Origin of the sequence: Planococcus circulans (assembly GCF_020023385.1) — a bacterium.
Lineage (GTDB): Bacteria > Bacillota > Bacilli > Bacillales_A > Planococcaceae > Planococcus.
In genome coordinates this window covers 219420-245361 of record NZ_JAIQCL010000001.1, presented here as the reverse complement: position 1 = coordinate 245361, position 25942 = coordinate 219420, and the positions used below count along the sequence as shown (strand labels likewise).

Here is a 25942-nt window from a genome sequence, read left to right as displayed (position 1 = left end):
TTGAAAGGAGAAACAATAATGAACATACCAAATCAGATCACCATTTCGAGGATTTTATTGATACCAGTATTTATGGTGATCATGCTAGCCGGCTTTGACTGGGGGACAATGAGGCTTTTCGGAGCTGATATGCCTGTCACCCATTTTGTCGGAGGACTTATTTTTATCTTTGCTTCCTTGACGGATTGGGTCGATGGTTACTATGCCCGCAAATACAATCTGGTTACAACATTCGGGAAATTTTTAGATCCATTGGCTGATAAGCTCTTGGTTTCAGCTGCATTAATTATTTTAGTGGAGCTTGGCTTTGCAGCATCATGGATCGTCATCATCATCATCAGCCGTGAATTTGCGGTTACCGGCTTGCGTTTAGTGCTTGCAGGCGAAGGGGAAGTCGTTGCTGCCGGAGGCCTTGGCAAAATCAAGACCACTGCACAAATTTTAGCGATTGCTGCATTGTTGCTGCATAATACTATTTTCACTCTTGTTGGATTGCCGTTCGGCGAAATTATGCTCTACATTGCCTTAATCTTTACAGTTTGGTCTGGATGGGATTATTTCTATGCCAATCGCCGCGCATTAATGGCTTCAAAATAGGCTTTTACAAAGGGGATTGAACAAATGAACGCAGAAATCATTGCGGTAGGTTCGGAACTATTATTAGGACAGATCACAAATACGAATGCCCGTTTTCTATCCAATCACTTGGCAGAGCTTGGCATCAATGTTTACTACCATACTGTGGTGGGAGACAATGCCGACCGACTGGAGGGTGCGATAACGATTGCGGAAAGCCGTGCTGACTTGATCCTGTTCACTGGAGGGCTAGGGCCGACAAAAGACGATTTGACGAAAGAATCCATTGCTCGCCATCTGGATACGACACTTGAAAGTAACCAGGAAGCACTGGATTCGATTGTCGCTTTTTTTGAGCGCGCAGGACGTCCGATGACTGAAAACAATAAAAAACAGGCACTAGTGCTGAAAAACAGTGATGTCCTCGTCAACCATAATGGAATGGCCCCGGGTATGATGTATAAAAAAGATGAACGTGTCTACATACTGCTGCCCGGTCCGCCAAAAGAAATGGAGCCGATGTTCCAATTTGAGGCGAAACCGAAACTGGCACATTTATTGAATAAAGCGGATGTCATCCTTTCGCACGTTTTGCGTTTTTACGGTATTGGCGAAGCGGAGCTTGAAGACCGGCTGCACCATATTCTCGACAAGCAGACCAATCCAACCATCGCCCCTTTGGCTGCTGATGGCGAAGTGACGCTGCGCATTACAGCTAAAACCAATACGACAGAAGAAGCTTGGCAATTGATCAATGGCGCCAAAGACGAAATTTTGGGTTTAGTAGGCGATTATCTTTATGGCTATGACAATGATTCCTTGGCTTCCAAAACGATTGAGCTGTTAAAAGAACAAGGCAAAACGATTTCAGCAGCGGAAAGTTTGACAGCTGGCCTGTTTCAGTCTGAACTGGCTTCTGTTCCAGGAGCAAGCGCCGTTCTGGCAGGTGGTGTCATTACCTATAACGAGGAAATGAAGGTTCATCAGCTTGGCCTGTCTTCTGAGTTACTGGCGGAGTATGGAGTGGTCAGTGAACAAACAGCACTGGCGATGGCAGAAGCTGTGAAGGATAAGTTCAAAACTGATATCAGCGTTTCATTGACAGGTGCAGCAGGTCCCGATGCTCATGGCGATCAGCCGGCAGGGACTGTATGGATCGGAATTGCTGCGGATGAAGGATCTCAATCTTATCGTCTCCAGTTGTCAGGAATGCGCAATACCAATCGTTTGCGTGCCGTCAAATTGGCGTTGCATTACGTGATCCGGACTTTAACTGATGAAGATGCACGCAAAATTTAATTTTGCGTGTTTTTTCATACCCAAAAATGGGGAATGCCATTAATAGGGCGTTTAAAAATTCGTTTTGAAAAAACAAAAGCGAATAAACGTTCGCTTTTTTCTTGTATATTTCTCAATAAGCTAGTATACTAGAAACAGGTAGAAAATTAGGTTTTCATTTAGAGGAGGATTTCTTTTGAGCGATCGTAAAGCAGCATTAGACATGGCGTTAAAACAAATAGAAAAGCAATTCGGTAAAGGTTCTGTCATGAAATTGGGGGAAAAAACCGACCGTAATATATCATCTGTTTCCAGTGGTTCATTGGCATTGGATACAGCGCTAGGAATAGGCGGATATCCGCGTGGGCGCGTAATCGAGATATACGGTCCTGAAAGTTCGGGTAAAACAACTGTCTCTCTTCATGCGATTGCAGAAGTTCAGGCAACTGGTGGGACAGCCGCATTTATCGACGCAGAGCATGCGTTGGATCCAGTATACGCAAAAAATTTGGGTGTTAATATCGATGAATTGCTTTTGTCTCAGCCAGATACAGGTGAGCAGGCATTGGAAATCGCTGAAGCGCTTGTCCGAAGCGGAGCAGTTGATATTGTGGTTGTCGACTCTGTTGCAGCATTGGTGCCAAAAGCGGAAATTGAAGGCGAAATGGGCGATTCACATATGGGATTGCAGGCACGTTTGATGTCGCAAGCTTTGCGTAAATTGTCAGGTGTCATCAATAAATCAAACACGATTGTCATATTCATCAACCAGATCCGTGAAAAGATCGGTGTTATGTTCGGTAACCCAGAGACAACTCCCGGTGGCCGTGCGTTGAAATTCTATTCATCTGTACGCTTGGAAGTGCGCCGTGCCGAAGCATTGAAATCCGGTACTGATATCATTGGTAACCGAACAAAAATTAAAGTGGTTAAAAATAAAGTAGCACCACCGTTCCGTACAGCTGAAGTTGATATTATGTACGGAAAAGGGATTTCTCGTGAAGGTGAAATCGTCGATATCGGTTCTGAACTGGAAATCATTCAAAAGAGTGGTTCATGGTATTCGTACAATGAAGAACGAATCGGTCAAGGCCGTGAAAATGTGAAGCAATTCCTCTTAAACAATCCGGAAGTCCGCAATGAGATTTCAGGAAAAATCCGTGAGTCTTATGGGATGGCAGCTGCATCTTATACAATTGCAGGCAGCAAGGAAGAGCCTGAAGAATTCAATCTTTTGATTGACGAAGACGATAAATAAGGTTCCTCATCATAAGTAAGGAAAAGTCGCTAAGCAGAAGCTTTGCGGCTTTTCTGTGGTGATTCTGGTTTAAGGGATGGGGAAGTTCGGGGGGAAACCGATTAGACTACTGGCCAATTCCTCGGCTCATAAGCCACTCTGGCTGTACGGCTGAAAAAACGCCGCTTCGCCAGATCGTCTTATGCCTGTCGGAGGTCCACAGGATGTGGATCAGGTAACCGTTGCGACAGGAAGTCGCGTACTTAGGTTAGCTTCCATACATGGCCGCTTCTGCTTTTCCTGGGTTGACACGACATAAGTCCATCTATACAATTAAAATTGTATAATTTACTAATTTTAAACTAGTTGCAGTGAAAGAAAGTTTTCATTATTCATCTTTTGAAATGAAAAAAATTAATAGCAAGAGGAGGTGTCCGAATGGGTATTAATGAGTTCATCTTCGCTTTGCTTGGTGTCATCGTCGGTGTAGTTGTTGGTTATTTTGCAGTGAAAAAAGCAAACGACTCCAATATTGCAGGCGCTAAAAATTCTGCGGAGCAAATAGTCGAAGATGCAAAACGAGAAGCTGAAGCGCTGAAAAAAGAAGCCTTATTGGAAGCGAAAGACGAAAATCATAAATTGCGTACTGAAACAGAATCTGAAATTCGGGAACGCCGATCTGAATTACAAAGACAAGAGAATCGGTTGTTGCAGAGAGAAGAAAATTTAGATCGCAAGGATGATGCATTAAACAAAAGAGAAGCGGGTCTGGAACGTAAAGACGAAGCACTCGCAGAAAAACAACAGCATATTGAACAGATGGAGAGCAAAGCTGAGGAGTTAGTCCGCCAGCAACAGTCCGAAATGGAACGCATTTCATCTCTGACACGGGAAGAAGCCAAATCGATCATCTTGCAGGATGTTGAAAAAGAACTTTCAACTGACATTGCTGTAATGATGAAAGAATCGGAAGCCCGCGCCAAAGAAGAATCGGACAAAAAAGCGAAAAACATTTTGTCATTGGCTATGCAGCGTTTTGCAGCAGACCATGTCGCGGAAACTACCGTATCGGTAGTCAATCTGCCAAACGACGAAATGAAAGGCCGTATCATCGGGCGTGAAGGACGTAATATCCGAACGCTTGAAACCTTAACAGGTATTGATTTAATCATCGATGATACACCGGAAGCAGTCATTCTGTCAGGATTCGATCCAATCCGCCGTGAAACAGCACGATTGGCTCTGGAAAAACTGGTATCAGATGGCCGTATCCACCCTGCACGCATTGAAGAAATGGTCGAGAAGTCAAGACGCGAAGTGGATGAACAAATTCGTGAAATTGGTGAACAAACCACATTTGACGTAGGTGTACATAACCTGCATCCTGACTTGATCAAAATTCTTGGACGCCTTCGCTACCGTACGAGCTATGGACAAAATGTACTGAAGCATTCTGTGGAAGTTGCATTCCTGTCAGGCTTGATGGCAGCAGAACTTGGGGAAGATGTTACGCTTGCTCGACGTGCCGGACTCTTGCATGATATCGGTAAAGCGATTGATCATGAAGTGGAAGGAAGCCACGTAGAAATCGGCGTAGAGCTTGGGACCAAGTACAAGGAACATCCGGTTGTCATTAACAGTATTGCTTCCCACCATGGAGATACGGAAGCGACATCGATCATTTCGGTCATTGTTGCAGCAGCAGATGCATTGTCTGCCGCCCGGCCTGGTGCAAGAAGTGAAACGCTGGAAAATTATATCCGCCGCTTAGAAAAACTTGAAGAAATTTCCGAATCGTATGAAGGCGTTGAGAAATCATTCGCTATTCAAGCGGGGCGCGAAATCCGTATCATGGTTCGCCCTGAACAAATCGATGATATGACGGCACACCGTCTGGCTCGGGATATCCGGAAACGGATTGAAGAGGAACTGGATTATCCGGGTCATATCAAAGTTACGGTTATCAGAGAAACCAGAGCAGTTGAATACGCAAAATAATAAGGGTGAGGCTTCGATGAATGTCTATTCAAAGAAGCCTTTTTCTTATGGAAAAAGGTGAGTTTGTGAAAATTTTATTTATTGGAGATATTGTAGGATCAATCGGAAGAGATGCATTGGAATCGTATTTGCCTAGATTGAAAAGAAAGTATTCGCCCGACGTCATCATTGCAAATGGCGAAAACGCAGCAGCAGGACGCGGCATCACCAAAGCCATTTATCAGGATCTACTGTTTATGGGTGTGGATATGGTGACAATGGGTAACCATACATGGGACCAGAAAGAGATTTTTGACTTCATCGATGAAGTGGATTATTTGATCCGACCTGCCAACTTTTCGGATGAAGCACCAGGGCGAGGCATGGCGACGGTGACAAAAAACGGCCAGACTTTGTCTGTGATCAATCTGCATGGCCGCGTATTCCTGCCGCCGCATGAAGACCCATTCCAAAAAGCGGATGAACTAATCGCGGAAGCCAAAGCGATTTCTCCATTGGTGTTCGTGGACTTCCATGCAGAAGCGACCAGTGAAAAAATTGCGATGGGCTGGCATTTAGACGGCCGCGCGTCAGTCGTTGTCGGTACCCATACACATGTTCAGACAGCCGATGCACGCATTTTGCCGAATGGTACAGCCTATATCTCGGATGTTGGAATGACCGGGCCGTATGATGAAATATTAGGTATGAATAAAGAAGCGGTGCTCTACCGTTTCAAAACGAATATGCCAACGCGATTCGAAGTGCCGAAACGCGGCCGTTCAGTGGTCAGCGGATTTTTTACCGAAGTCGATGACCAAACAGGCAAAGCGAAAGCTTTTGAACGGGTTTACATCAATGAGGATTATCCGTTCCAAGGCTAAATCTCCAGCTTCTTGACGAAACTCCGACAATTGGAACAGACACCTTGTAGAACATACCTGAATTTCAGTATAATAAGGTATCGATTGAAAGTTTTTTCACGAATAGAGAACATTGATTTCACTCGACTGGCCCAGCTTTGTTTTTCGCAGAAAAATTCGGGAAAGTTAAAGAATCTTTTCAAAATGTTTATGCGCTGTCTTGTTTTTCATCAACTTGACACAAATATCGGCGATTCATTAATTAGCGTCCTTGTACAAGGCGGAAATCTTGTCGACCCGATCCATTTACCTGTACAATCAGATAGAGTGGCAAGCTTGAAAAGCATGGCTTGTAAATAGCTGCGTGTGTATTACATCGAGCAGTCAGAATTACTAAAACTAAAAAATGGTCGTTGAACGGTGAACTTATAGAAGTCGTATCAGACCAGAAATGGGTGTCTAAAAATGACGTATACAAAACAGGAAATCGTCGCCAAAGCGCGCGAAGTAGCAGATATGATTGCAGCAACAGAAGAAGTGGATTTCTTTAAGCGTGCGGAAGCACAAATCAATGAAAACCAACAGATCCGTGAAAAAATCGCCAGCTTGAAGAGTCTGCAGAAACAAGCAGTCAACTTCCAGGCATACGGCAAAGAACGCGCATTGAATTTGATTGAAGGCAAAATTGCCAAAATCGAAGAAGAAATCGACGCAGTCCCGATCGTCCAGGAATTCAAGCAATCCCAAAGCGACGTCAATTCGTTATTGCAGATGGTTTCAACGGCTATCGCAAACCAAGTGACAAACAACATCATCACGGAAACTGGCGGCGACTTGCTGCGCGGCGAAACGGGATCAAAAGTCCGCAACGACACACCGGGAAGCTGCGATTAAGAGAAAAGCGGAAACGGCCGCTCAGCTCCGACAGGCATAAGACAGACCAGCAGTGTGGCGCACTTTGCCACGCAGCTGCATTGCCAGAGGGACTTATGACCCCGAGGGGCTGATCGCTGGAGCTGGACAAAAGAAAAGCGAAAACAACCATGAGTGTTCAATAAAAGCACCAACCCAAAATTTTCCCTTCAGCTTGAAACTGAAAGAGCCAAAGCTCTTTCAGTTTTTTCTTTTCAGCCCTGATTTTTGATATAATGGAGAAACGACGAATCGATTTGAAAGAGGTTTTAAAATGGCACCGACACCGATGATGCAACAATATTTTCAAGTGAAGTCCGAATACCTGGACGCGTTTTTATTTTTCCGTATGGGCGATTTTTATGAGTTGTTTTACGACGATGCCATCAACGCATCGCAAATTTTGGAAATTACACTGACGAGCCGTGGGGGAACTGGCGATGACCGTATTCCAATGTGCGGTGTTCCCCATCATGCAGCGAAGAATTACATCGATCAATTAATATTGAAAGGCCATAAAGTGGCCATCTGCGAACAAGTGGAAGATCCGAAAACGGCCAAAGGAGTCGTCAAGCGTGAAGTGGTGCGCCTCGTTACACCAGGCACACATACAGAAGGAAAGAGTGTCGATTCCAAATCAAATGTATTTTTAGCAGCTGCCGATGAGCTGGCAGATGGATTTGGCTTATCCTACGTAGACATCAGCACAGGTGAAGCGACAGCCACATACATAATGGGGACGGAAAAAGCCTTGCTGCAGGAATTACAGTCCTTAAACATCCGTGAGTTGGTGGTTTCAGAGCAATTGTTTTTATTGCTGACCGAAGAAGAACAGGACTTGGTGTTATCCATCGAAACGATGGAAGACGCTTATCCGCTGGCTCCAGCACAGGTAGCCGCTTGTCCGGCAGATCTGCAGATGAGCTGCCACCGATTGCTGACGTATATCTCCCGCACCCAAAAGCAATCACTCGACCATATCCAAACCTTTGCCTACAAAGAAAACAATCAATTATTGAGCATCGATTTCCATTCGAAGCGCAATCTGGAATTGCTGCAGTCGATTCGCGGCGGGGAGACGAAAGGAACGCTGTTGTGGCTGTTGGATGAAACTGTAACAGCGATGGGCAGCCGCAAACTTAAGCAATGGCTGCATCAGCCTTTGGCCAACAAGCGGATGATCGAAGAACGCCAGCAGATGGTAGCGGCTTTGATCGACCAGTATTTCGTGCGTGTAGAGCTCCAGGGGCTATTGAAGGAAGTCTATGACCTGGAACGTCTGTCGGGCCGTATCGCCTTTGGCAGCGCAAGTGGACGCGATTTAGCGCAACTCCGGAGTTCGCTTGAGAAAGTGCCGACGCTGATCGAAGAGCTGTCCAATTCGGGCAATCCGGCATTGATGGAATTCAGCGAAAAGCTGGACCGCTGTATAGAAGTCTGCGAGTTATTGCAGGCCATCAGTGAAAATCCGCCCCTGTCTTCAAAAGAAGGCGGCGTTATCCGCGACGGTTTCAACCAGCAACTGGATGAATACCGGGATGCTTCACGCAACGGCAAAAACTGGATTGCGGAGCTTGAGCAGAAAGAACGCAAACTGACAGGCGTCAAATCCCTGAAAATTGGCTACAATCGCATTTTCGGCTATTATATTGAAATGTCCAAAGCCAATATGCACTTGGCGGATCTGGAGCGCTATGACCGCAAACAGACCTTGGCCAACGCGGAGCGTTATACAACGCCTGAACTGAAAGAAAAAGAAGCATTGATTTTGACGGCTGAAGAAGAGAGCCTATCCCTTGAATACGATTTGTTCGTGGCCATCAGAGATGAAGTCAAACAGTATATTTCACGTATTCAGCGGTTGGCTTCTTCGCTCAGCGGACTGGATGTCTTTTTGAGTTTCGCCAATGTTGCTGAGAAATATCGTTTTGTGAAACCTGAGTTCAATGATGCCAATGAAATTTCCATTATTGAAGGGCGTCATCCAGTCGTTGAAAAAATGCTCAATAAGCAGCATTACGTACCGAATGACTGCGTTCTAGCGGAAGGCCAAAACATGCTGCTGATTACAGGGCCGAACATGTCGGGTAAGAGTACGTATATGCGGCAGGTGGCGTTGACGATTGTGTTGGCGCAGATCGGCAGTTATGTGCCGGCTGAATCGGCAAATCTTCCGATTGTCGACCAGATCTTCACTCGAATCGGAGCGGCTGATGATCTTGTTTCAGGGCAAAGTACGTTTATGGTCGAAATGCTTGAGTCGCAATACGCCATTACCCATGCTACCAAAAACAGCTTATTGCTGTTTGATGAAATTGGACGAGGCACATCGACCTATGACGGCATGGCGCTTGCCCAGTCGATGATTGAATACATCCATAGAGAAATCGGCGCCAATACCTTGTTTTCTACGCATTATCATGAATTGACGGCGCTGGAAGCTTCGCTTGATAAACTGCATAATGTCCATGTGGCGGCAATGGAGCAATCGGGCAAAGTGGTCTTTTTGCACAAAGTGAAAAAAGGCCCAGCTGATAAAAGTTACGGCATTCACGTCGCCGAGCTGGCGAACTTGCCGGAACCGATTCTGGCACGTGCCCGTGAATTGCTAAAAACTTTTGAAGAAGATAAAAAACAACAGCCAAAAACCATTGAGCAATTATCATTTTTTGATGATGCAGATACTGAAAAAGATGAAATCCTGCAGACAATCAAAGACGTTCAAGTATCCGAGATGACACCGCTTCAAGCTCTGCAGATGCTTAACGACCTGCAGCAAAAGTTAAACGATAAGGAGTGAGACTATGGGCATCATTCAATTGATGGACGAACCTCTATCCAATAAAATAGCCGCTGGTGAAGTGGTGGAACGGCCGACCTCAGTCGTCAAAGAGTTGGTGGAAAACGCCATCGATGCTGGAAGCACGGCAATTGAAGTGCTGCTCATCGAAGCGGGGCTGACCTCCATCCAAATCATCGATAATGGTGCCGGCATGGACGCAGATGATGCTTTGCTGTCATTTTCCCGCCACGCCACCAGTAAAATAGCCAATGAACATGATCTCTTCCGTATTCGGACGCTTGGATTCCGCGGGGAGGCACTGGCCAGTATCGCTTCGGTCTCAAAAGTGACCTTGCATACATCAGATGGTGTGAGTGGAACCTTTGTACAGATGGAAGGTGGCCGCCTGACTGAGCACCGGGCCGGTTCTCTTAGAAAAGGGACGGATATCAAAATCGATCAATTGTTTTTCAATACACCTGCACGCTTGAAATACATGAAAACGCTGCAGACGGAACTTGGCCATACAATCGATCTCCTCAATCGTTTTGCACTGAGCTATCCTGGAATCGCGTTCAAGCTGACGCACGATGGCAGAACGATTCTGCAGACTTCCGGCAGCGGAGAAATCAAACGTGTGCTGGCTGATATATATGGAGTGGCAATTGCCAAGAAGATGATCCCATTTGAAGGGCAGTCGCATGACTATAAGGTTTCAGGTTATGCTTCATTGCCTGAAATCACGCGCGCCAATAAAAACTATATATCCTTGTTCGTCAACGGAAGATGGGTCAAGCACTACGCTATCGCCAATACGGTCCATAGAGCTTACCATACCTTTTTGCCGCTCGAGCGGCAGCCGATTGTTGTCTTGAATATCGAAGGCGATCCTTATTTGACGGATGTCAATGTCCATCCTGCCAAACAGCAGATCCGCTTAAGCAAAGAAAAAGAATTGATGGAATTGATATATGAAACCATTCGCCGGACCATCAGTACGGTAGTTCGTGCTCCCGTGATCGACAAGCCGAAACCGGTCAAAAAAGCACCTACCAAGCAATTGGATCTATGGAAAAGTTCGTTTACAGTCCAAGAGCCGAAGCAGCCACTGCCTGACAATGCAGCTGAGGAATGGCATGAGCTCCCGGTTGAAAAGGAACGGGAAGCGATCAAGCTTGATCCCGTGCCGATTGAAGAGAAACTGCCGCCGCTGGATGAGCCTGAAGAAGATGACAGTCCGCAATTCCCGGAACTGGAAGTGGTGGGCCAAATCCATGGCACTTATATTGTGGCGCAGAGCAGTGACGGATTTTACCTGATTGATCAGCACGCAGCACAGGAACGCATCAAATACGAATACTTCCGCGAAAAAGTAGGGGAGATCGACAGCGATGAAAGACAGTCCCTGCTTTTGCCGCTGACTTTCCACTACAGTCGGGACGAAGCCTTAAGATTAAAAGATCATCTGGATGTCCTGTCCGATAGCGGTGTATTCCTCGAAGAGTTTGGCGAGACTTCATTTATTGTCCGGGAATACCCGACCTGGTTCCCGAAAGGCTTCGAACAGGAAGTCATCGAAGATTTGATTGAACAGGTCCTGACTGAACGGAAAGTGGATGTCAAGAAGCTACGTGAAGATGCGGCGATCATGATGAGTTGCAAGCGGTCGATCAAAGCCAATCACTTTCTTCAGAAACACGATATGGAACGCCTGCTTGCGGATTTGAAAAGAGCGGAACAGCCGTTCACTTGTCCGCATGGTCGTCCCGTCATCATCCATTTCAGAACCTATGATGTTGAAAAAATGTTTAAACGTGTGATGAATTAAACTTTCCAAGGCTTACCCGAAAGAGTTTTGGGTATGGATATAGCATAGGTGAAACGACACGTTAAGGAGGGGTGTGGAGAATGCAGATGAGCAAAGATTATATACGCGTCTCCGATGGGCAGGAACTCTATGTTATGCGTTATGAACCACCAAGCCCGATTGGACATGTTCATATCATTCATGGAATGGCAGAACACATCGGACGCTATACGGAATTCGCGGAGTATCTGGCTTCCCGCGGATTCATCGTCTCTGCGCATGACCAGCGTGGCCATGGAAAAACAGCAGAACGCAACGGTGTAAAAGGCTATTTTGCGGATGAGGATGGATTTGAACGTGTGGTGGAGGATGCCCATGCAGTCATTACGGAAGTGCAAATGTCGACCGGCAATCTGCCGCTGATCTTATTTGGCCACAGCATGGGTTCGTTTGTGACTCGCCGTTATATGCAGTTGCACAGCGAAGACATCAGTCGCGTGGTTTTGTCCGGAACTGGCGGAGATCCCGGTACTGCCGGGAAAATCGGGTTGGCGGTGGCGCTGGCTTCAGCGAAATCACAGGGCAAGCAGCAGCCGAGTAAAGCACTTGGCAAGATGACTTTCGGCAACTACAATAAACCGTTTAAAGAAGAAGGTTCCTCCTATGCATGGTTGACCCGGGACAAAGAAGCAGTTGCAAAGTATGAAGCTGATCCTTGGTGCGGCTTTGAATCGACCAATCAGTTTTATATCGATTTGTTCTCAGGTCTTGCTGTCATCAATAAACCTTCAGAAATCGCCAAAATACGGAAAGACTTGCCGGTCCTGTTGATCAGTGGAGCAAAGGATCCGGTTGGTGATAACGGCAAAGGCGTTTTCAGCTCAGCGAAGCAATTTGTTGAAGCGGGAATGGTCAATGTTAAAGTTTACCTCTCAGAACAGGGCAGGCATGAATTGCTGAATGAACTTGATCGCCACGCACACTTTGAAATCATTGGTGATTGGATGTGCGGAAATGATTGACGTAGTGGCCATTGTTGGTCCGACAGCATCCGGAAAAACCGCTTTGAGCCTCGAGTTGGCCAAACAGATGGACGGCGAAATCATCAATGGGGACTCCATGCAGATTTACCGGGATATGACGATCGGGACAGCAAAGATTTTACCGGAAGAAATGGCGGGAATTCCTCACCATCTCTTGGATATTAAAGAACCGGATGAAAGCTTTTCGGTAGCTGAATACCAAAAGCTGGTACGGGAGAAAATTGCGGAAATACGTTCGCGGGGCAAACTGCCGATCATTGTCGGCGGCACGGGAATGTATGTGCAGGCGGTGTTGTTCGATTATCGCTTCTCCGAAGAAGCGGTCGACCAAAAGCTGCGCGACAGCCTGAATAAGGAATTGGAACAATTCGGTCCTGAAAAGATGCACCAGAAATTGCTGGAACTGGATCCGCAATCAACGATACACCCTAATAATGCGCGCCGCGTTGTGCGGGCAATTGAAAACCTGATGAGCGGCCAGGAAAAAAGCGACCGTGAACTGACGTTGTCGCCAATGTACAATGAAGTCATCATCGGGTTGGATATTCCAAGAGATATCCTGTATGAACGCATCAATCAGCGTGTAGACAGCATGATGGAACGCGGCTTGATTGAAGAAGTCGAAGCTTTACGGCAAAGAGGCATCCGGGAAGCGCAGTCGATTCAGGCCATCGGCTATAAGGAAATTTATGACTATCTCGATGGACGTACAAGCATTGAAGATGCGATCATCAAGCTTAAGCAGAACTCGCGTAAATATGCCAAACGGCAGTTTACCTATTTTAAGAACAAATTGCCGATTTTCTGGATTGATGCCTTGAAGGATCCCGAAAAGAATCTCCAGGAAATAACCGCTTTCATGCAGGAAAATGACAGAAACTGTCGAATTGATAGACTTACGGCAAATCAATCACAAGTAGAGAAATAGGGGGATTCACATGAAACCGATCAATATTCAGGATGTCTATCTAAACCAGCTTCGTAAAAATAATATTTATGTTACAGTATTTTTACTCAACGGCTTTCAATTAAAAGGAACCATTAAATCTTATGATAATTTTACGGTATTGGTCGAAACAGAAGGCAAGCAGCAATTAATCTACAAACATGCCATTTCAACATTTTCTCCTGCAAAAGCTGTAGCGATTGAGCACGAAGAGTAGAATGGATTCCGGACTGCAGTTGCAGTCCGGCTTTTTTGTTATGTTTTATGGTTGCTTTTGTTGTCAGTCTACACGGCTGCTTGCGTTTTTCTCGGTGTCCAGACTCCAGCGCCCAGCTCTTTAAGTCATAAGCCAGCCCAGCTGTGCGGCTGAAAATAAGCCGCTTCGCCAGACCGTCTAAACCTTATTGCTCCTGCAGCACTTTGTGCTTCGTCGCAAAGAGGTGGCTCAAACTACCTTTGAGCCACCTCTTGCCTGTCGGAGCTGAACGGCTGCTTACGCTTTTCAGGTTGACAGCTAGCTTTCAGGGGTATAGCATTTTCAGGTGAATAGGATTTTAATTCAGGAGGCGTATCCATGAAAACCATTACAGCAGATGAATTGCAAGAACGAGTAGAGGCTGGAGAAGAATTGAACATCATTGATGTTCGTGAGGACGACGAAGTAGCTGCAGGAATGATTCCTGGAGCCAAACATATCCCTCTCGGTGAAATTGCAGACCGCACAGGGGAACTGGATGCAGGAACAGAATATTATATGGTTTGCCGTGCAGGCCGCCGCAGCGAAATGGCTTGTGGTATTTTAGAGTCAAACGATATCAATACGATTAATGTTGAAGGCGGAATGACTGCCTGGAATGGCGAAACAATCGCATAAAAGATCATAAAAACAGACCGTTCGGCATATGCCAAGCGGTCTATTTTTATGATTGATAACATATATTGTTTCAACTCTTCATGGGAGTTCAGACATTCGAGCTGGCCGGAAATAGGCTACGAAATCTGGATTTTGCGTGCCGGCAATCGCCATTTGAAGGTATAGGACAGGATTCGCAGGATAGTGATCAGGACAAACAAAGAATAAAGCATCAAATCGGAATTGGCTAGATTAAAGCTGATGAACAGTCCCGCCAATGCTGCCCATACAGCATAAATTTCCGATTTCAGAACAAGAGGTTTTCTTCCAGCCAATAAATCACGGATAATTCCTCCGCCAGACCCTGTTAGTACAGCTGCCACTACCACAGCGAAGAGCGGCAATTCAAGTTCAACCGCATAGATGGCTCCTTGAACGGCAAAGGCTGATAATCCTATGGCATCAAAAAAATGTCCCCAGCGATTCCAATGGCCAAGCAATTTATGGGGAAATAAGAAAACAACCGTAATCGAGATAAGGGCAAGTTGTAACATGAATTCCTGTTCCCATAGAGCCGATACGGGTACTCCAATCAATAAATTCCGGATGGCGCCTCCACCAAAGGCGGTGACTACGCCAAGAAGGTAAACGCCGAAGATATCGTATTCTTCTTCCATCGCGATAATTGCACCGGATACTGCAAAAGCAATCGTACCGATGGCGCTCAGTACTTCCCAAGCCATAAGCCTTATTCCTCCTTAACATACAACTCTATGAATTGTAGCAGAATTTGACGCTATTTCAAGTCATGCCGCATAATAGAAAGAGAAATTGAAGAGAATGGAGAATTACATGCTTACAACGATAAAAACGATAGAAGAAACGATTCAGGCCCAGCTGCAGCTGGCCGATGAAACGGCTTACGTAAATCAAAAAAAAGTGTTGGAGGCTTTCCACAGCCAACGCGTCAGCGATCATCATTTCAATCCATCAACTGGATATGGCTATGACGATGAAGGACGGGATACGCTTGAACGGGTATATGCGGATGTTTTTAAAGCAGAAGCCGCTCTTGTCCGTCCGCAGATCATCTCGGGGACCCACGCCATTACGATCTCATTGTTCGGTGTGCTGCGTCCTGGAGATGAGTTGCTTTATCTAACAGGAAAACCCTACGATACACTGGACTCCATCGTATCCGGCGGTGAAAAGGATACAGGTTCGCTGAAGGACTTCGGCATCAGCTATCAGCACGTGGAACTGGACACGGATAATAACATCGACTGGTCAGCCGCAGAAAAAGCGATCAGCAGCCAGACGAAAGTGATTGCGATTCAGCGTTCCAGAGGTTATGATACACGTCCTTCCTTTACGATAGGAGAAATCGGTGAAATGGTGTTGAATATTCGCCGCCTCAAACCTGAAGCCATCATTTTTGTCGATAATTGTTATGGTGAGTTTGTGGAACAGCAAGAGCCAATTGAAGTTGGGGTGGATTTGATTGCCGGTTCCCTTATCAAAAATCCGGGTGGCGGCCTGGCGAAAATTGGAGGCTATATCGCTGGCAGAAAAGATTTAATCGAAAAATGCGGTTATCGAATGACTTCACCGGGTATAGGAGCAGAGGCAGGTGCGTCATTGAATGCATTGCCAGATATGTACCAGGGCTTTTTCATGGCTCCCCATATCGTCTCTCAAGCATTAAAAGGGGCAATCTTTACGTCAGCCTTATTGGAGCGGGCTGGGATGAAAACGACACCCCACTGGAGCGATAAGCGGACAGACTTGATCCAATCCGTATCATTCCAAACAGCTGATCAGATGATTGCTTTTTGCCAAACCATCCAGGCGAGCTCGCCGGTCAATGCCCAATTCAAACCGGAAGCGGCCTATATGCCAGGTTATGAAGACGATGTCATCATGGCAGCAGGTACATTTGTCCAAGGGTCCAGCATAGAGCTGACAGCGGACGGGCCGATCCGGCCTCCTTATACAGCTTTTGTTCAGGGCGGACTCACATATGAGCATGTAAAAATTGCGGTGCTGAATTCAGTTGATTCTCTAAAAAAACTCAAATGAATCTAATTTAATTTCCGTATCATTTTTACGGAAATTTTTTATGTCAGAAAACATAACATTCATTTGACAAATAATCTGACATGATATATGCTGTAAGAGTAGTAATTATTTGAAATGGGTGAATCTTATGACGAACCGGGTAAGACGGACGATGCCGCTTTTGCCGATCAGCATCGTAATGCAGCTGACGGAATTGACAGCGCGACAAATCCGTTATTATGAAGAGCATGATTTAATCAGCCCTGCCCGAACAGAAGGCAATAAGCGTATGTTTTCGTTGAACGACGTCGATACCCTGCTTGAAATTAAGGATTATCTGGATCAAGGGCTCAATATCGCAGGCATCAAGAAAATATACGATTTGAGAGAGACACCTGAAAACGAAAAGGCAGAGCCAAAAAATTTGAGCGATGCCGAGCTGCGCAGGTTATTGCATGAAGAGTTAAAACATCAGGCAAGACCTTTGGAAAGAGGCGGCTTCAGACAAAGTGATTTATCCCGTTTCTTTAATTGAAATGGGCTTACATACAACATTCATAGGAGAGTGAAGAGAACATGGGCAAGTATTCAAAAGAAGACATTCAACGATTAGTAAAAGAAGAGGACGTTAATTTTATACGTCTGCAATTTACCGACATTCTTGGGGTCATCAAAAACGTTGAAATACCGACATCCCAATTGGACAAAGCACTCGATAATAAAATGATGTTTGATGGATCTTCTATCGATGGATTTGTACGCATCGAAGAATCTGATATGTATTTATACCCTGACCTGGACACTTGGGTAGTATTCCCTTGGATCACTGGTAAAGGAAAAGTAGCACGCTTGATCTGTGATATATACAGCCCGGACGGCACGCCATTCCCTGGAGATCCACGGACGAACTTGAAGCGTGTACTGAAGGAAATGGAAGAGCTTGGATTCACACATTTCAACCTTGGACCTGAACCTGAATTCTTCTTGTTCAAGCTTGATGAAAGAGGCGAACCGTCTTTAGAATTGAATGACCACGGCGGCTATTTTGACTTGGCACCGATGGACCTAGGTGAAAACTGCCGACGCGATATTGTACTTGAACTCGAGGAGATGGGCTTTGAAATTGAAGCATCCCACCACGAAGTAGCGCCAGGACAGCACGAAATCGATTTTAAATATGAAGATGCCATCACATCATGTGACGAAATCCAAACTTTTAAACTGGTCGTTAAGACCATTGCACGTAAACACGGCCTTCACGCAACATTCATGCCGAAGCCATTATTCGGTGTTAATGGTTCAGGGATGCACATGAACCTTTCACTGTTCGACGGAGACCGAAACACATTCCTTGATGAAGACGGCGAAATGAAATTGAGCGAGACAGCTTACCAATTCATAGCTGGCATCATCGAGCACGCACAAGGCTTTACAGCGGTAACAAATCCGCTTGTGAACTCATACAAACGTCTGGTACCTGGTTATGAAGCACCTTGTTACATTGCTTGGTCGGGCCAAAACCGCAGCCCATTAATCCGTATTCCAGCATCGCGCGGCTTGTCAACACGTGTAGAAGTGCGTTCAGTTGATCCTGCAGCAAACCCATACTTAGCGATGGCTGTTCTTTTAAGTGCTGGCCTTGATGGGATCCGCAGAAAATTGACTCCGCCAAAAGCGGTAGACCGCAATATCTATGCAATGAACAAAAAAGAGCGCGAAGCAGTCGGCATCAAAGATTTGCCCGGAACTTTGTACTCGGCTCTTCAGGAATTACAGAATGATGAAGTTATGACTAAAGCATTGGGCGAACATATCTTAAACAACTTCGTCGAAGCGAAAGAAATTGAGTGGGACATGTTCCGCACAAGCGTCCACCCTTGGGAGCGCGAGCAATACCTGAAAATGTATTAAAAGTACTGGATGAAACCGTTGGAGCTTTAAAGCTCCAACGGTTTTTTTGTTTTCGTCGAAAGATTCGGAGCAGAAAATGTCCATATGATTACCCAAACTGATCGTTATATGTCTCAATGGAATGGCCTTTTGAAATTGAAGGCGATTAAAGAAATGATTGAAATTGAAATAAGAAAGAAACTTATTGTTAGGTTAACTCGACTAATGGTAAATAACTCAACACCAGGTGTTTTCTAAAAAAGTTTGGTCAAAATTTATTCTAATACTCGAGCATATTGCTGATACGTAAAGAGGAGGAGAAATCATGTTCATGATTTTAAATGCAGCTGTTATTTCACTCTGGATCACCTCGCTTGTCGCTTTCGGAAATGGCTACATCCGCTACAATAAGAAGGAACGGGCTTATGAGAAAAGCCAAAGAGCTGATTCCTGATCAGCAGAAGGGTATAGTGGATTCTGAGTATTATGGTAAAGTACACAAGCTTCTGACACTACGTATCAAGAGATTAGCACTAATATTAGCGAAGTAAGCGCGATTAATAGTAGTCACTGCCAAACTCCTGTATGGTTGATAGAATGGAAAGAATTCTATCTTCCATTCAGAGGGGTATTAAAATGGTAAAAGAGCAGGAAAAGACGATTGAAGCTATTATCAGCAGGTTTTCGTCAACGATTTTGCGTTCTCATTTCGGCAAGGGTCCAAAGTCGGTTTACGTCAATATCGTTCACCCCTTTATTTGTATACAAATAAGAGAGTTTTTATCACCAATGGAAAAAATTCTTCTCAGTAAAAATGAAGGCACCAAGGTTCTCGAACTGAGAGATTTATTAATGGAAGAAATAGAGCAAGAATTTAAAATAAACTTTTGGAAAGAAGCAAACCTGGATATTAAAGAGCTTTATGCCGATTGGAATTTAGATCAAAAATCCGGTATGATTCTAGCGGTCCTTAAAGAGGGGGACATTAAGAAGAAGCCGTGGCCAAGCGAAGTGGATGAGAAAACACTTCTTGAAGAAATCATTAAAATAAGTGAAATCGGACAAAAAGAGCCTGGTTCAACTGAGCTCTTCTGGTTGGGTGAAAGAACCCTGTTAATAAGGCGAATAGAGATATTCACTCTTCTTGAGAAGGAACTTATTAATCTGGGGTTTTCAGAAACGCTGAAACTTGCAAAACGGCCATTGGAATATAAACTTTTTAAACAATCCACATTAGAGAAAATATTGAAAAGGCCGATAGATGATATTTATGTCGACTGGAACTTTAATGAAGATAAAGGATATGCAGTATTGGCCTTACAAAAGAAATAATAAGGATTTTGAGCATCTCTTCGGAGGTGCTTTTGTTTTGGAAAAACGAATTTTCACAATAAGGCTGTCCTCATTTAGTGATCGACAAGTATGACTAGCTGAAAAATAATAGGTCTACAGCAATGTCGGGGAAAAAAGGCATGATAATAATCAACCTAACAGAATAATAATGGAATCAAAAAATGGTTTACAGGCTGTATTTTAAGGTTATAATTAATTGCAGCCAAAAAATTTAATAACTCATACTGAATTTTCCTTCGGATGAACTGAAGGAAGATTTTGTGGGAGGGGATTAAATTGAGGAAAATTCAAGGACTTTCAAATTTAGTAGACTATTTGGAATCAGTAAATTATCCACTGGCTGCAGAGCAGATTACAGATTTAATGTCGAAAAGAAAGATTCCGCATCGCAAAGCATATCAGGATATTGTGATCTTTAACTTGGAGCACATAGACTGGTGGATTGCTGAGCAGCAGAAACGATGATTTTGTAAGGAATATGCTTAATTGAAAGAAAAGAGCCTTGGGTTTAGTTCTGAAAAGAATTAAAACTGAGGTTTTCTTTTTTTATGGTAACTTTATACACTTTTTTCCGTCTACTGTTATAATAATCTAAAAGCGAAGGAGAATTCGGCTATGCGCTTTCTAATGACAATTATTATCTTTTTAATCTTTTTCTCATTTGCTGGGATCGGTGTCTATGTTGTAGGTCCGGATTTTTCGGCGGATCGCCTGGTTGCTGAAGCGACTGAAGAACTGCGGAATAGTGGCCAAATGGAAAAAATAGTGGAGTATGTAGAAAATGACCCTCAAATGCTTGAGTACATAGAAGAGGCACAAGTTGCTGAACAAAAAAGCGAGACTTTACCGTTCCAGACAACTGGAGATGCCGCAGGGACAGTGATTAAAAAGGTAGGGATAACAGACTTGGCTAAAATGAAGTCTGGTGTTGAAGATGGCTCGATGTCTGCTGATGAAGTGATCCAAAAACTTGAAGAAGATTTAAATGAAGAAGAACTGCTTGCTCTTAAAGTCATTGTTTATAAGGAATTATACAAACAGCAATAATATTATATGTATGATAGACTGTTTCACGAAGACAAAGTAAATAGCTAGAAGGAGGCCATTGTTATGAAGTCGTTTCAAGTAGAATTTAATTTTGATGAGGGAAATACATTTATTCATAACGTCCAGGCAGTAGATAAAGAGTCGGCATTGAGCAAAATCCCTTCCAATGGTACTTATGAAATTTCTGATACGGAAACGGGTAATATTTATCGCATCACCATCAATTTGGTTAAATATATAAAAGTCAGTGAATTATAGAAGATTTCTTCTCTATGAGCTGCGCGGAAGGTGCTGCTTATGCAGCATCTTTTTTTGAGCTAAAACGTAACTGTAAATCGAATTATGGAGGGATACAATGAAATACGAAGGGGCAAGTGCATACGAAGAAAAAGATTTTTTAGAAAGTTTCCTGCAAAGAAGAAATCGGCTTGAAAGTCCTAACAACAGCATTGAAAAGCCGGTCATCTATGAACTGCTGGGAGCATTCCAAAATAAGCGGGTACTGGATCTGGGGTGCGGAGATGCCTTGTTCGGAAAAGAGCTGCTGGAGTCTGGAGCTCTGCACTATCATGGAGTGGAAGGATCGGAACAAATGTGCAGATTGGCATCAGCAAACTTAAAAGGTTTAGAGGCTCAGATTACAAGATCTAAGATGGAAGCATTCAATTTTCCGGAAAGTCAATATGATCTTGTCGTTTCACGCTTAGTGATGCATTATTTGTCCGAAGTGGACCAAGTATTTCAAAACATCTATAAGTCGTTGAAAGACAACGGGAGATTTGTGTTTAGTGTTCAGCATCCGCTGACGACTTCTTCTTTTGAAAGCAAAAAATCTGGTGAAAGAAGAGGCAGTTGGATTGTAGATGAATATTTCGAAGAAGGGGAGCGGCAGGAACCGTGGATCGATAAAATAGTGGTGAAACATCATCGAACCATCGAAAGTTATTTCTCGGCACTGACACGGGCGGGGTTTACAGTTACTGGTCTGCAGGAAGGGAAGCCGAAACCTCAGTACTTCGAAGATGAACAGGAGTACATTAGAAGAAAAAGAATTCCTGTAATTTTAGCGTTCAGTTGCATGAAACGGTAAATCGGAAGTCAAGTTTACATAATAAAAATACAAACAAAAACCACCGGGGAATTTCCCGGTGGTTTTTGTTTAATGGATTTGGCGATAAACTCCTACGACTTTACCCAGAATCGAAACTTGATCCACGATGATTGGATCCATCGATGAATTCTCCGGCTGTAGGCGGAAGTAACTCTCTTCGCGGAAGAAACGTTTAACTGTTGCTTCGTCTTCCGCAGTCATCGCGACAACAATATCTCCGTTATTAGCAGTTTGCTGCTGCTTCACAATGACATAATCACCATTTAAAATTCCAGCTTCAATCATACTTTCACCCATGATTTCCAACATGAAGATGTGATCATCTTCTGTGCCATAGCTTTGGGGAAGAGGGAAGTATTCTTCTACATTTTCAATTGCCGTAATCGGGATACCGGCAGTTACCTTACCGATTAACGGGACGTGTAATACAGGACTTTTATCAATAAGCGCTTCATCAGTGCTGATAACTTCAATTGCTCTTGGTTTTGTTGGATCGCGGCGGATCAGGCCTTTGCTTTCAAGACGAGCTAGATGGCCGTGTACGGTCGAACTGGATGCAAGACCGACTGCCTCCCCGATTTCACGCACGGATGGCGGGTAGCCTTTCAAGCGGACTTCTTCTTTTATAAACGACAATATGTCTTCTTGGCGTTTGGATACTTTTTTCAACAGTTTCACCTCATTTGAGTAATACTACTTGATTTCTACCAATAGTATACCAACTCGGGCTGTGAAATGCAAACATAGGTTCGAATTTTATTCTTGACAAAAACACCTGTTCGCATTAATATGAGAACATACATTCCGAACACTCATTCCCAGGAGGCGATTTATTTGACGATCATCCGACAAAATTCTTACTTAATCTTGTTTTTTGCTTTAATTATGGTGTTTACTTTTTATGCGATCCTGTCCCATAATACAAACAGTGCACAAATGAGCCAAGTTGAAATAGAAGAAGGCGACACACTCTGGACATTAGCTGAATCGTTCAGTGGCACAACCCCCCATCATGAATGGATAGAAGAGATTATGAAAGAGAATAACCTTTCAACTTCTAAAATCATCGCCGGGCAATCCCTCAAGATTCCCAGTGATCATTTAAGATTTGCTCCTGATGAGACCAGTAAATTTGCAGGTGATGCTGAATGAAAAAAAACGCATTAATTTATTGCCGTGTCAGCACGACCAAAGATACACAGGAATCTTCCTTAGAGAGACAGGAAGAAGAACTGATGAAGTTTGCGTTTGAACAATCCTATAAAGTAGATGGTGTTTTTACCGATCAGCACAGCGGCTACGAGATGGATCGCGATGGCCTGTTGGAAATGCTGAACAGCATTAAGACTGATAAAGTCGATGCTGTGTTCATACAGGATGAAACACGCCTAGGCCGGGGCCATGCGCGCATCGCGCTATTGCATGTGATGAAAAAGTACGGAGTAGATGTTTATACGTTATCAGATCGTGGTCCGATTTCATTAAACGACATGGATGACATGGTACTTGAAATTCTAGCGATTGTAGAAGAATATCAGCGCAAAATACATAATGCCAAAATCAAGCGTGGCATGAAACGCGCTGTAGAAAACGGTTATAAACCAGAGAAGAATCTGAAAGGGAAAGGCAATCCCGACGGGCGGGAACGTCTCGATCTCCCTATTGATCAGATTGTAAGCTTGAAGACCAATGGCCTGACTTTCAGTGAAATCGCTGTTACGTTGCAGGGATTCGGTTATCAGGCGAGCAAAGCGACGGTCCATCGCCGTTATAAAGAGTATGAAAAGCTGATGGAAGACTAAACCATTGCAGAAACCTGACTTTTTTTGTACCATATGAAAAGAAGAAAGGTGGATGTCTATGTTATCACCAGACAAATTAAGTCGTATAAACCAATTATCACGCCAATCGAAAACGACAGGCTTGTCAAAGGAAGAAGCTAAAGAACAATCTTCATTACGTGAGGAATATCTACAGACTTTCCGTAAGACAATGCGTGGCACAATCGAAAATGTAAAAGTGATAGACCCGGAAGGAAATGATGTAACTCCTGAAAAGGTCAAAAATATTCGAGAGAATAAGTATTTGAATTAAATACTTATTCTCTTTTTTATTGTATTCTTTACTATTGTTGACTAAACTAGAAAGGGATTAAATTTTTTGTTTGAGAGAGGATGTTACTATGTCAACCCACGCAGATCAACTTGCAGTGACAACAATTCGTACACTTTCCATCGATGCAATCGAAAAAGCAAATTCTGGCCATCCAGGATTGCCAATGGGCGCAGCTCCAATGGCGTATACATTGTGGACAAAACACATGAACCATAACCCGAAAAACCCGGACTGGTTTAACCGTGACCGTTTTGTGTTATCGGCAGGACATGGTTCCATGCTTCTATACAGCCTTCTTCACTTGAGCGGCTATGGTTTGGAAATGGATGAAATCAAAAATTTCCGCCAATGGGATTCGAAAACACCAGGACATCCTGAATACGGCCACACTACAGGCGTTGAAGCAACGACCGGACCACTCGGCCAAGGAATTGGCATGGCAGTTGGTATGGCGATGGCTGAACGTCACTTAGCAGCTACTTATAATAAAGATGAGATGAACATAGTAGATCACAACACATTCGCTTTGTGCGGTGATGGAGATTTGATGGAAGGCGTGGCGGGAGAAGCCATTTCCCTTGCCGGCCACCTAAAATTAAATAAATTGGTTGTATTGTATGATAGCAACGACATTTCATTGGACGGGCCACTTGGCAAAAGTTTCTCTGAAAACGTTCAAAAGCGTTTTGAATCATATGGATGGAATTACTTGCGCGTAGATGATGGCAATGTATTGGACGACTTGTCCGCAAAAATTGCACAAGCCAAGGAATCTTCAGACAAGCCGACATTGATTGAAGTTAAAACCGTTATCGGTTACGGAGCTCCAAATAAATCCGGTAAAGCGGATGCGCACGGCGCGCCTCTGGGCGAAGATGAAATGAAATTGGTGAAAGAATATTACGAATGGACATTCGATCAGGATTTCCACGTGCCGGAAGAAGTTTATGAAACTTTTGAACAGGCAACTGAAGAGCTTGGAGCAAAAGCAGAGTCTGAATGGAACGAATTATATTCGCAATATGAATCTGCGCATCCGGAATTAGCAGAACAGTTGCAGATGGCAATCCGTGGCGATCTTCCTGAAAACTTTGATGCCGAGTTCCCAACCTATGAATTTGGTAAAAAACAGGCAACTCGCTCTTCTTCTGGAGACATGATCAATGCCATCGCTAAAACGGTTCCTTCCTTCTTCGGCGGCAGTGCTGACCTTGCTGGTTCAAACAAAACAAACATCAAGGGCGCTGGCGACTTTGACGCTGAACATCCTGAAGGCCGCAATATCTGGTTCGGTGTTCGTGAATTTGCAATGGGTGCTGCGTTAAACGGTATGGCTCTTCACGGCGGACTTCATGTCTTCGGTGGAACGTTCTTCGTCTTCAGTGACTATGTGCGTCCTGCGATCCGTTTGGCTGCATTGATGGGGCTTCCTGTCACTTACGTCTTCACGCATGACAGTGTAGCAGTAGGGGAAGATGGTCCGACTCATGAACCGGTTGAACATTTGGCTTCTCTTCGCGCTATGCCGAACTTAAGCGTGGTTCGTCCTGCAGATGCCAATGAAACAAAAGCGGCATGGCGTTTGGCGTTGACAGCTAAAACGACACCTACTTTATTGGTACTTTCACGTCAGGACTTGCCAATTTTGGAAAACAGTGCAGAACTTGCTGAGGCAGGCGTCGAAAAGGGTGCATATGTCGTTTCTCCTGTTGAAAATCCTCAGGCGATTTTGCTGGCGACCGGCTCTGAAGTAAGCTTGGCTGTAGCTGCACAAAAACAATTGGCTGAAGATGGAATTGAAGTATCCGTTGTCTCGATGCCATCTTGGGATCGTTTTGAAAAACAGGACAAGGAATACAAGCAATCCGTTATTCCGAAAACTGTCAAGAAACGTTTGGCTATCGAAGTCGGTACTTCATTCGGCTGGGATCGCTACACAGGCGACGAAGGTGACATCTTGGCAATCGACCGTTTCGGTGCAAGTGCACCAGGCGACCGCATTATGGAAGAGTTCGGTTTCACAGTCGATAATGTAGCAAACAAAGTGAAAAATTTGATCAACGAATAACATAATGGAAGATGGGGGCATCCACT

The 25942-nt window shown here is 44.3% G+C and carries 27 protein-coding genes; 25 read left to right on the top strand and 2 right to left on the bottom strand.

Annotation, left to right across the window (positions count from 1 at the left end; translation table 11 throughout):
- The first annotated feature begins 18 nt into the window (after window positions 1-18).
- The 12 genes from pgsA to K8U60_RS01255 all read left to right on the top strand — a co-directional run bounded on the left by pgsA (window position 19) and on the right by K8U60_RS01255 (window position 14295).
- Window positions 19-597: a CDP-diacylglycerol--glycerol-3-phosphate 3-phosphatidyltransferase gene (pgsA, locus tag K8U60_RS01310; protein WP_223633125.1), complete on the top strand. Its 579-nt coding sequence runs from the start codon at window positions 19-21 to the stop codon at window positions 595-597.
- A gap of 24 nt (window positions 598-621) precedes the next feature.
- Window positions 622-1875 (top strand): competence/damage-inducible protein A, encoded by a 1254-nt coding sequence (locus K8U60_RS01305; RefSeq protein WP_223633122.1) that lies wholly within the window; start codon window positions 622-624, stop codon window positions 1873-1875.
- A gap of 175 nt (window positions 1876-2050) precedes the next feature.
- Entirely contained in the window at window positions 2051-3112 is a 1062-nt protein-coding gene (gene recA / locus K8U60_RS01300; RefSeq protein WP_223633119.1) for a recombinase RecA, read from the top strand.
- A 417-nt stretch (window positions 3113-3529) separates the two neighbouring features.
- The gene (gene rny, locus K8U60_RS01295) at window positions 3530-5089 is read left to right on the top strand and encodes a ribonuclease Y (RefSeq protein ID WP_223633105.1); all 1560 of its coding nucleotides are present in this window, start codon (window positions 3530-3532) and stop codon (window positions 5087-5089) included.
- 65 nt (window positions 5090-5154) lie between these two features.
- Window positions 5155-5952 carry a TIGR00282 family metallophosphoesterase gene (locus K8U60_RS01290; protein ID WP_223633098.1) on the top strand — a complete coding sequence of 266 codons (798 nt, stop codon included), beginning with the start codon at window positions 5155-5157 and terminating at the stop codon, window positions 5950-5952.
- Between the two features lie 444 nt (window positions 5953-6396).
- Window positions 6397-6825, top strand: a complete 429-nt coding sequence (locus tag K8U60_RS01285; protein WP_223633090.1) for a YlbF/YmcA family competence regulator — start codon at window positions 6397-6399, stop codon at window positions 6823-6825.
- Between the two features lie 292 nt (window positions 6826-7117).
- The gene (gene mutS, locus K8U60_RS01280; RefSeq protein ID WP_223633088.1) at window positions 7118-9643 is read left to right on the top strand and encodes a DNA mismatch repair protein MutS; all 2526 of its coding nucleotides are present in this window, start codon (window positions 7118-7120) and stop codon (window positions 9641-9643) included.
- A 4-nt stretch (window positions 9644-9647) separates the two neighbouring features.
- Window positions 9648-11453 carry a DNA mismatch repair endonuclease MutL gene (gene mutL / locus K8U60_RS01275; RefSeq protein ID WP_223633085.1) on the top strand — a complete coding sequence of 602 codons (1806 nt, stop codon included), beginning with the start codon at window positions 9648-9650 and terminating at the stop codon, window positions 11451-11453.
- 80 nt (window positions 11454-11533) lie between these two features.
- Window positions 11534-12454, top strand: a complete 921-nt coding sequence (locus K8U60_RS01270; RefSeq protein WP_223633083.1) for an alpha/beta hydrolase — start codon at window positions 11534-11536, stop codon at window positions 12452-12454.
- Window positions 12447-13403 carry a tRNA (adenosine(37)-N6)-dimethylallyltransferase MiaA gene (gene miaA / locus K8U60_RS01265; RefSeq protein WP_223633081.1) on the top strand — a complete coding sequence of 319 codons (957 nt, stop codon included), beginning with the start codon at window positions 12447-12449 and terminating at the stop codon, window positions 13401-13403. The genes K8U60_RS01270 and miaA overlap by 8 nt, the downstream gene beginning before the upstream one ends.
- A 10-nt stretch (window positions 13404-13413) precedes the next feature.
- Window positions 13414-13638, top strand: a complete 225-nt coding sequence (gene hfq, locus K8U60_RS01260) for an RNA chaperone Hfq (RefSeq protein ID WP_146556690.1) — start codon at window positions 13414-13416, stop codon at window positions 13636-13638.
- Window positions 13639-13995: 357 nt separating this feature from the next.
- Window positions 13996-14295 (top strand): rhodanese-like domain-containing protein, encoded by a 300-nt coding sequence (locus K8U60_RS01255; RefSeq protein WP_223633079.1) that lies wholly within the window; start codon window positions 13996-13998, stop codon window positions 14293-14295.
- Between the two features lie 116 nt (window positions 14296-14411).
- Here K8U60_RS01255 and K8U60_RS01250 read toward each other — a convergent pair whose 3' ends face one another.
- Window positions 14412-15017 (bottom strand): trimeric intracellular cation channel family protein, encoded by a 606-nt coding sequence (locus K8U60_RS01250; protein ID WP_223633069.1) that lies wholly within the window; start codon window positions 15015-15017, stop codon window positions 14412-14414.
- Window positions 15018-15126: 109 nt separating this feature from the next.
- Between K8U60_RS01250 and K8U60_RS01245 the strand changes: the two genes are divergently transcribed.
- The 9 genes from K8U60_RS01245 to K8U60_RS01210 all read left to right on the top strand — a co-directional run bounded on the left by K8U60_RS01245 (window position 15127) and on the right by K8U60_RS01210 (window position 21712).
- Window positions 15127-16353, top strand: coding sequence for a methionine gamma-lyase family protein (locus K8U60_RS01245; RefSeq protein WP_223633067.1), 1227 nt, complete (start codon window positions 15127-15129; stop codon window positions 16351-16353).
- A 127-nt stretch (window positions 16354-16480) separates the two neighbouring features.
- Complete coding sequence (locus K8U60_RS01240; protein ID WP_223633065.1) at window positions 16481-16867, top strand: MerR family transcriptional regulator; 387 nt, start codon at window positions 16481-16483, stop codon at window positions 16865-16867.
- A gap of 41 nt (window positions 16868-16908) precedes the next feature.
- On the top strand, window positions 16909-18243 hold the full coding sequence (gene glnA / locus K8U60_RS01235; RefSeq protein WP_223633063.1) for a type I glutamate--ammonia ligase: 1335 nt from the start codon (window positions 16909-16911) through the stop codon (window positions 18241-18243).
- Window positions 18244-18547: 304 nt separating this feature from the next.
- Complete coding sequence (locus K8U60_RS18985) at window positions 18548-18676, top strand: hypothetical protein (RefSeq protein ID WP_263298521.1); 129 nt, start codon at window positions 18548-18550, stop codon at window positions 18674-18676.
- A 182-nt stretch (window positions 18677-18858) separates the two neighbouring features.
- Window positions 18859-19554 carry a Na-translocating system protein MpsC family protein gene (locus K8U60_RS01230; RefSeq protein WP_223633060.1) on the top strand — a complete coding sequence of 232 codons (696 nt, stop codon included), beginning with the start codon at window positions 18859-18861 and terminating at the stop codon, window positions 19552-19554.
- Between the two features lie 297 nt (window positions 19555-19851).
- A complete protein-coding gene (locus K8U60_RS01225) occupies window positions 19852-20040 on the top strand; it encodes a hypothetical protein (protein WP_223633058.1) in 189 nt (62 codons plus the stop codon).
- Between the two features lie 150 nt (window positions 20041-20190).
- Entirely contained in the window at window positions 20191-20622 is a 432-nt protein-coding gene (locus K8U60_RS01220; protein ID WP_223633052.1) for a hypothetical protein, read from the top strand.
- A gap of 63 nt (window positions 20623-20685) precedes the next feature.
- A complete protein-coding gene (locus K8U60_RS01215; RefSeq protein ID WP_223633050.1) occupies window positions 20686-20880 on the top strand; it encodes a hypothetical protein in 195 nt (64 codons plus the stop codon).
- 97 nt (window positions 20881-20977) lie between these two features.
- Window positions 20978-21712 carry a class I SAM-dependent DNA methyltransferase gene (locus tag K8U60_RS01210; protein ID WP_223633047.1) on the top strand — a complete coding sequence of 245 codons (735 nt, stop codon included), beginning with the start codon at window positions 20978-20980 and terminating at the stop codon, window positions 21710-21712.
- A gap of 69 nt (window positions 21713-21781) precedes the next feature.
- On the opposite strand, the gene lexA is transcribed toward K8U60_RS01210, so the two are convergent.
- Window positions 21782-22402: a transcriptional repressor LexA gene (gene lexA, locus K8U60_RS01205; protein WP_223633044.1), complete on the bottom strand. Its 621-nt coding sequence runs from the start codon at window positions 22400-22402 to the stop codon at window positions 21782-21784.
- A 165-nt stretch (window positions 22403-22567) separates the two neighbouring features.
- Here lexA and yneA point away from each other — a divergent pair, with 165 nt between their 5' ends.
- The 4 genes from yneA to tkt all read left to right on the top strand — a co-directional run bounded on the left by yneA (window position 22568) and on the right by tkt (window position 25916).
- Entirely contained in the window at window positions 22568-22885 is a 318-nt protein-coding gene (gene yneA / locus K8U60_RS01200) for a cell division suppressor protein YneA (protein ID WP_223633041.1), read from the top strand.
- The gene (locus K8U60_RS01195) at window positions 22882-23535 is read left to right on the top strand and encodes a YneB family resolvase-like protein (protein ID WP_223633038.1); all 654 of its coding nucleotides are present in this window, start codon (window positions 22882-22884) and stop codon (window positions 23533-23535) included. Before yneA ends, K8U60_RS01195 begins: the two co-directional genes overlap by 4 nt.
- 58 nt (window positions 23536-23593) lie before the next feature.
- Window positions 23594-23827: a DUF896 domain-containing protein gene (locus K8U60_RS01190; RefSeq protein ID WP_223633034.1), complete on the top strand. Its 234-nt coding sequence runs from the start codon at window positions 23594-23596 to the stop codon at window positions 23825-23827.
- Between the two features lie 88 nt (window positions 23828-23915).
- Entirely contained in the window at window positions 23916-25916 is a 2001-nt protein-coding gene (gene tkt / locus K8U60_RS01185; protein ID WP_223633031.1) for a transketolase, read from the top strand.
- Window positions 25917-25942 lie beyond the last annotated feature (26 nt).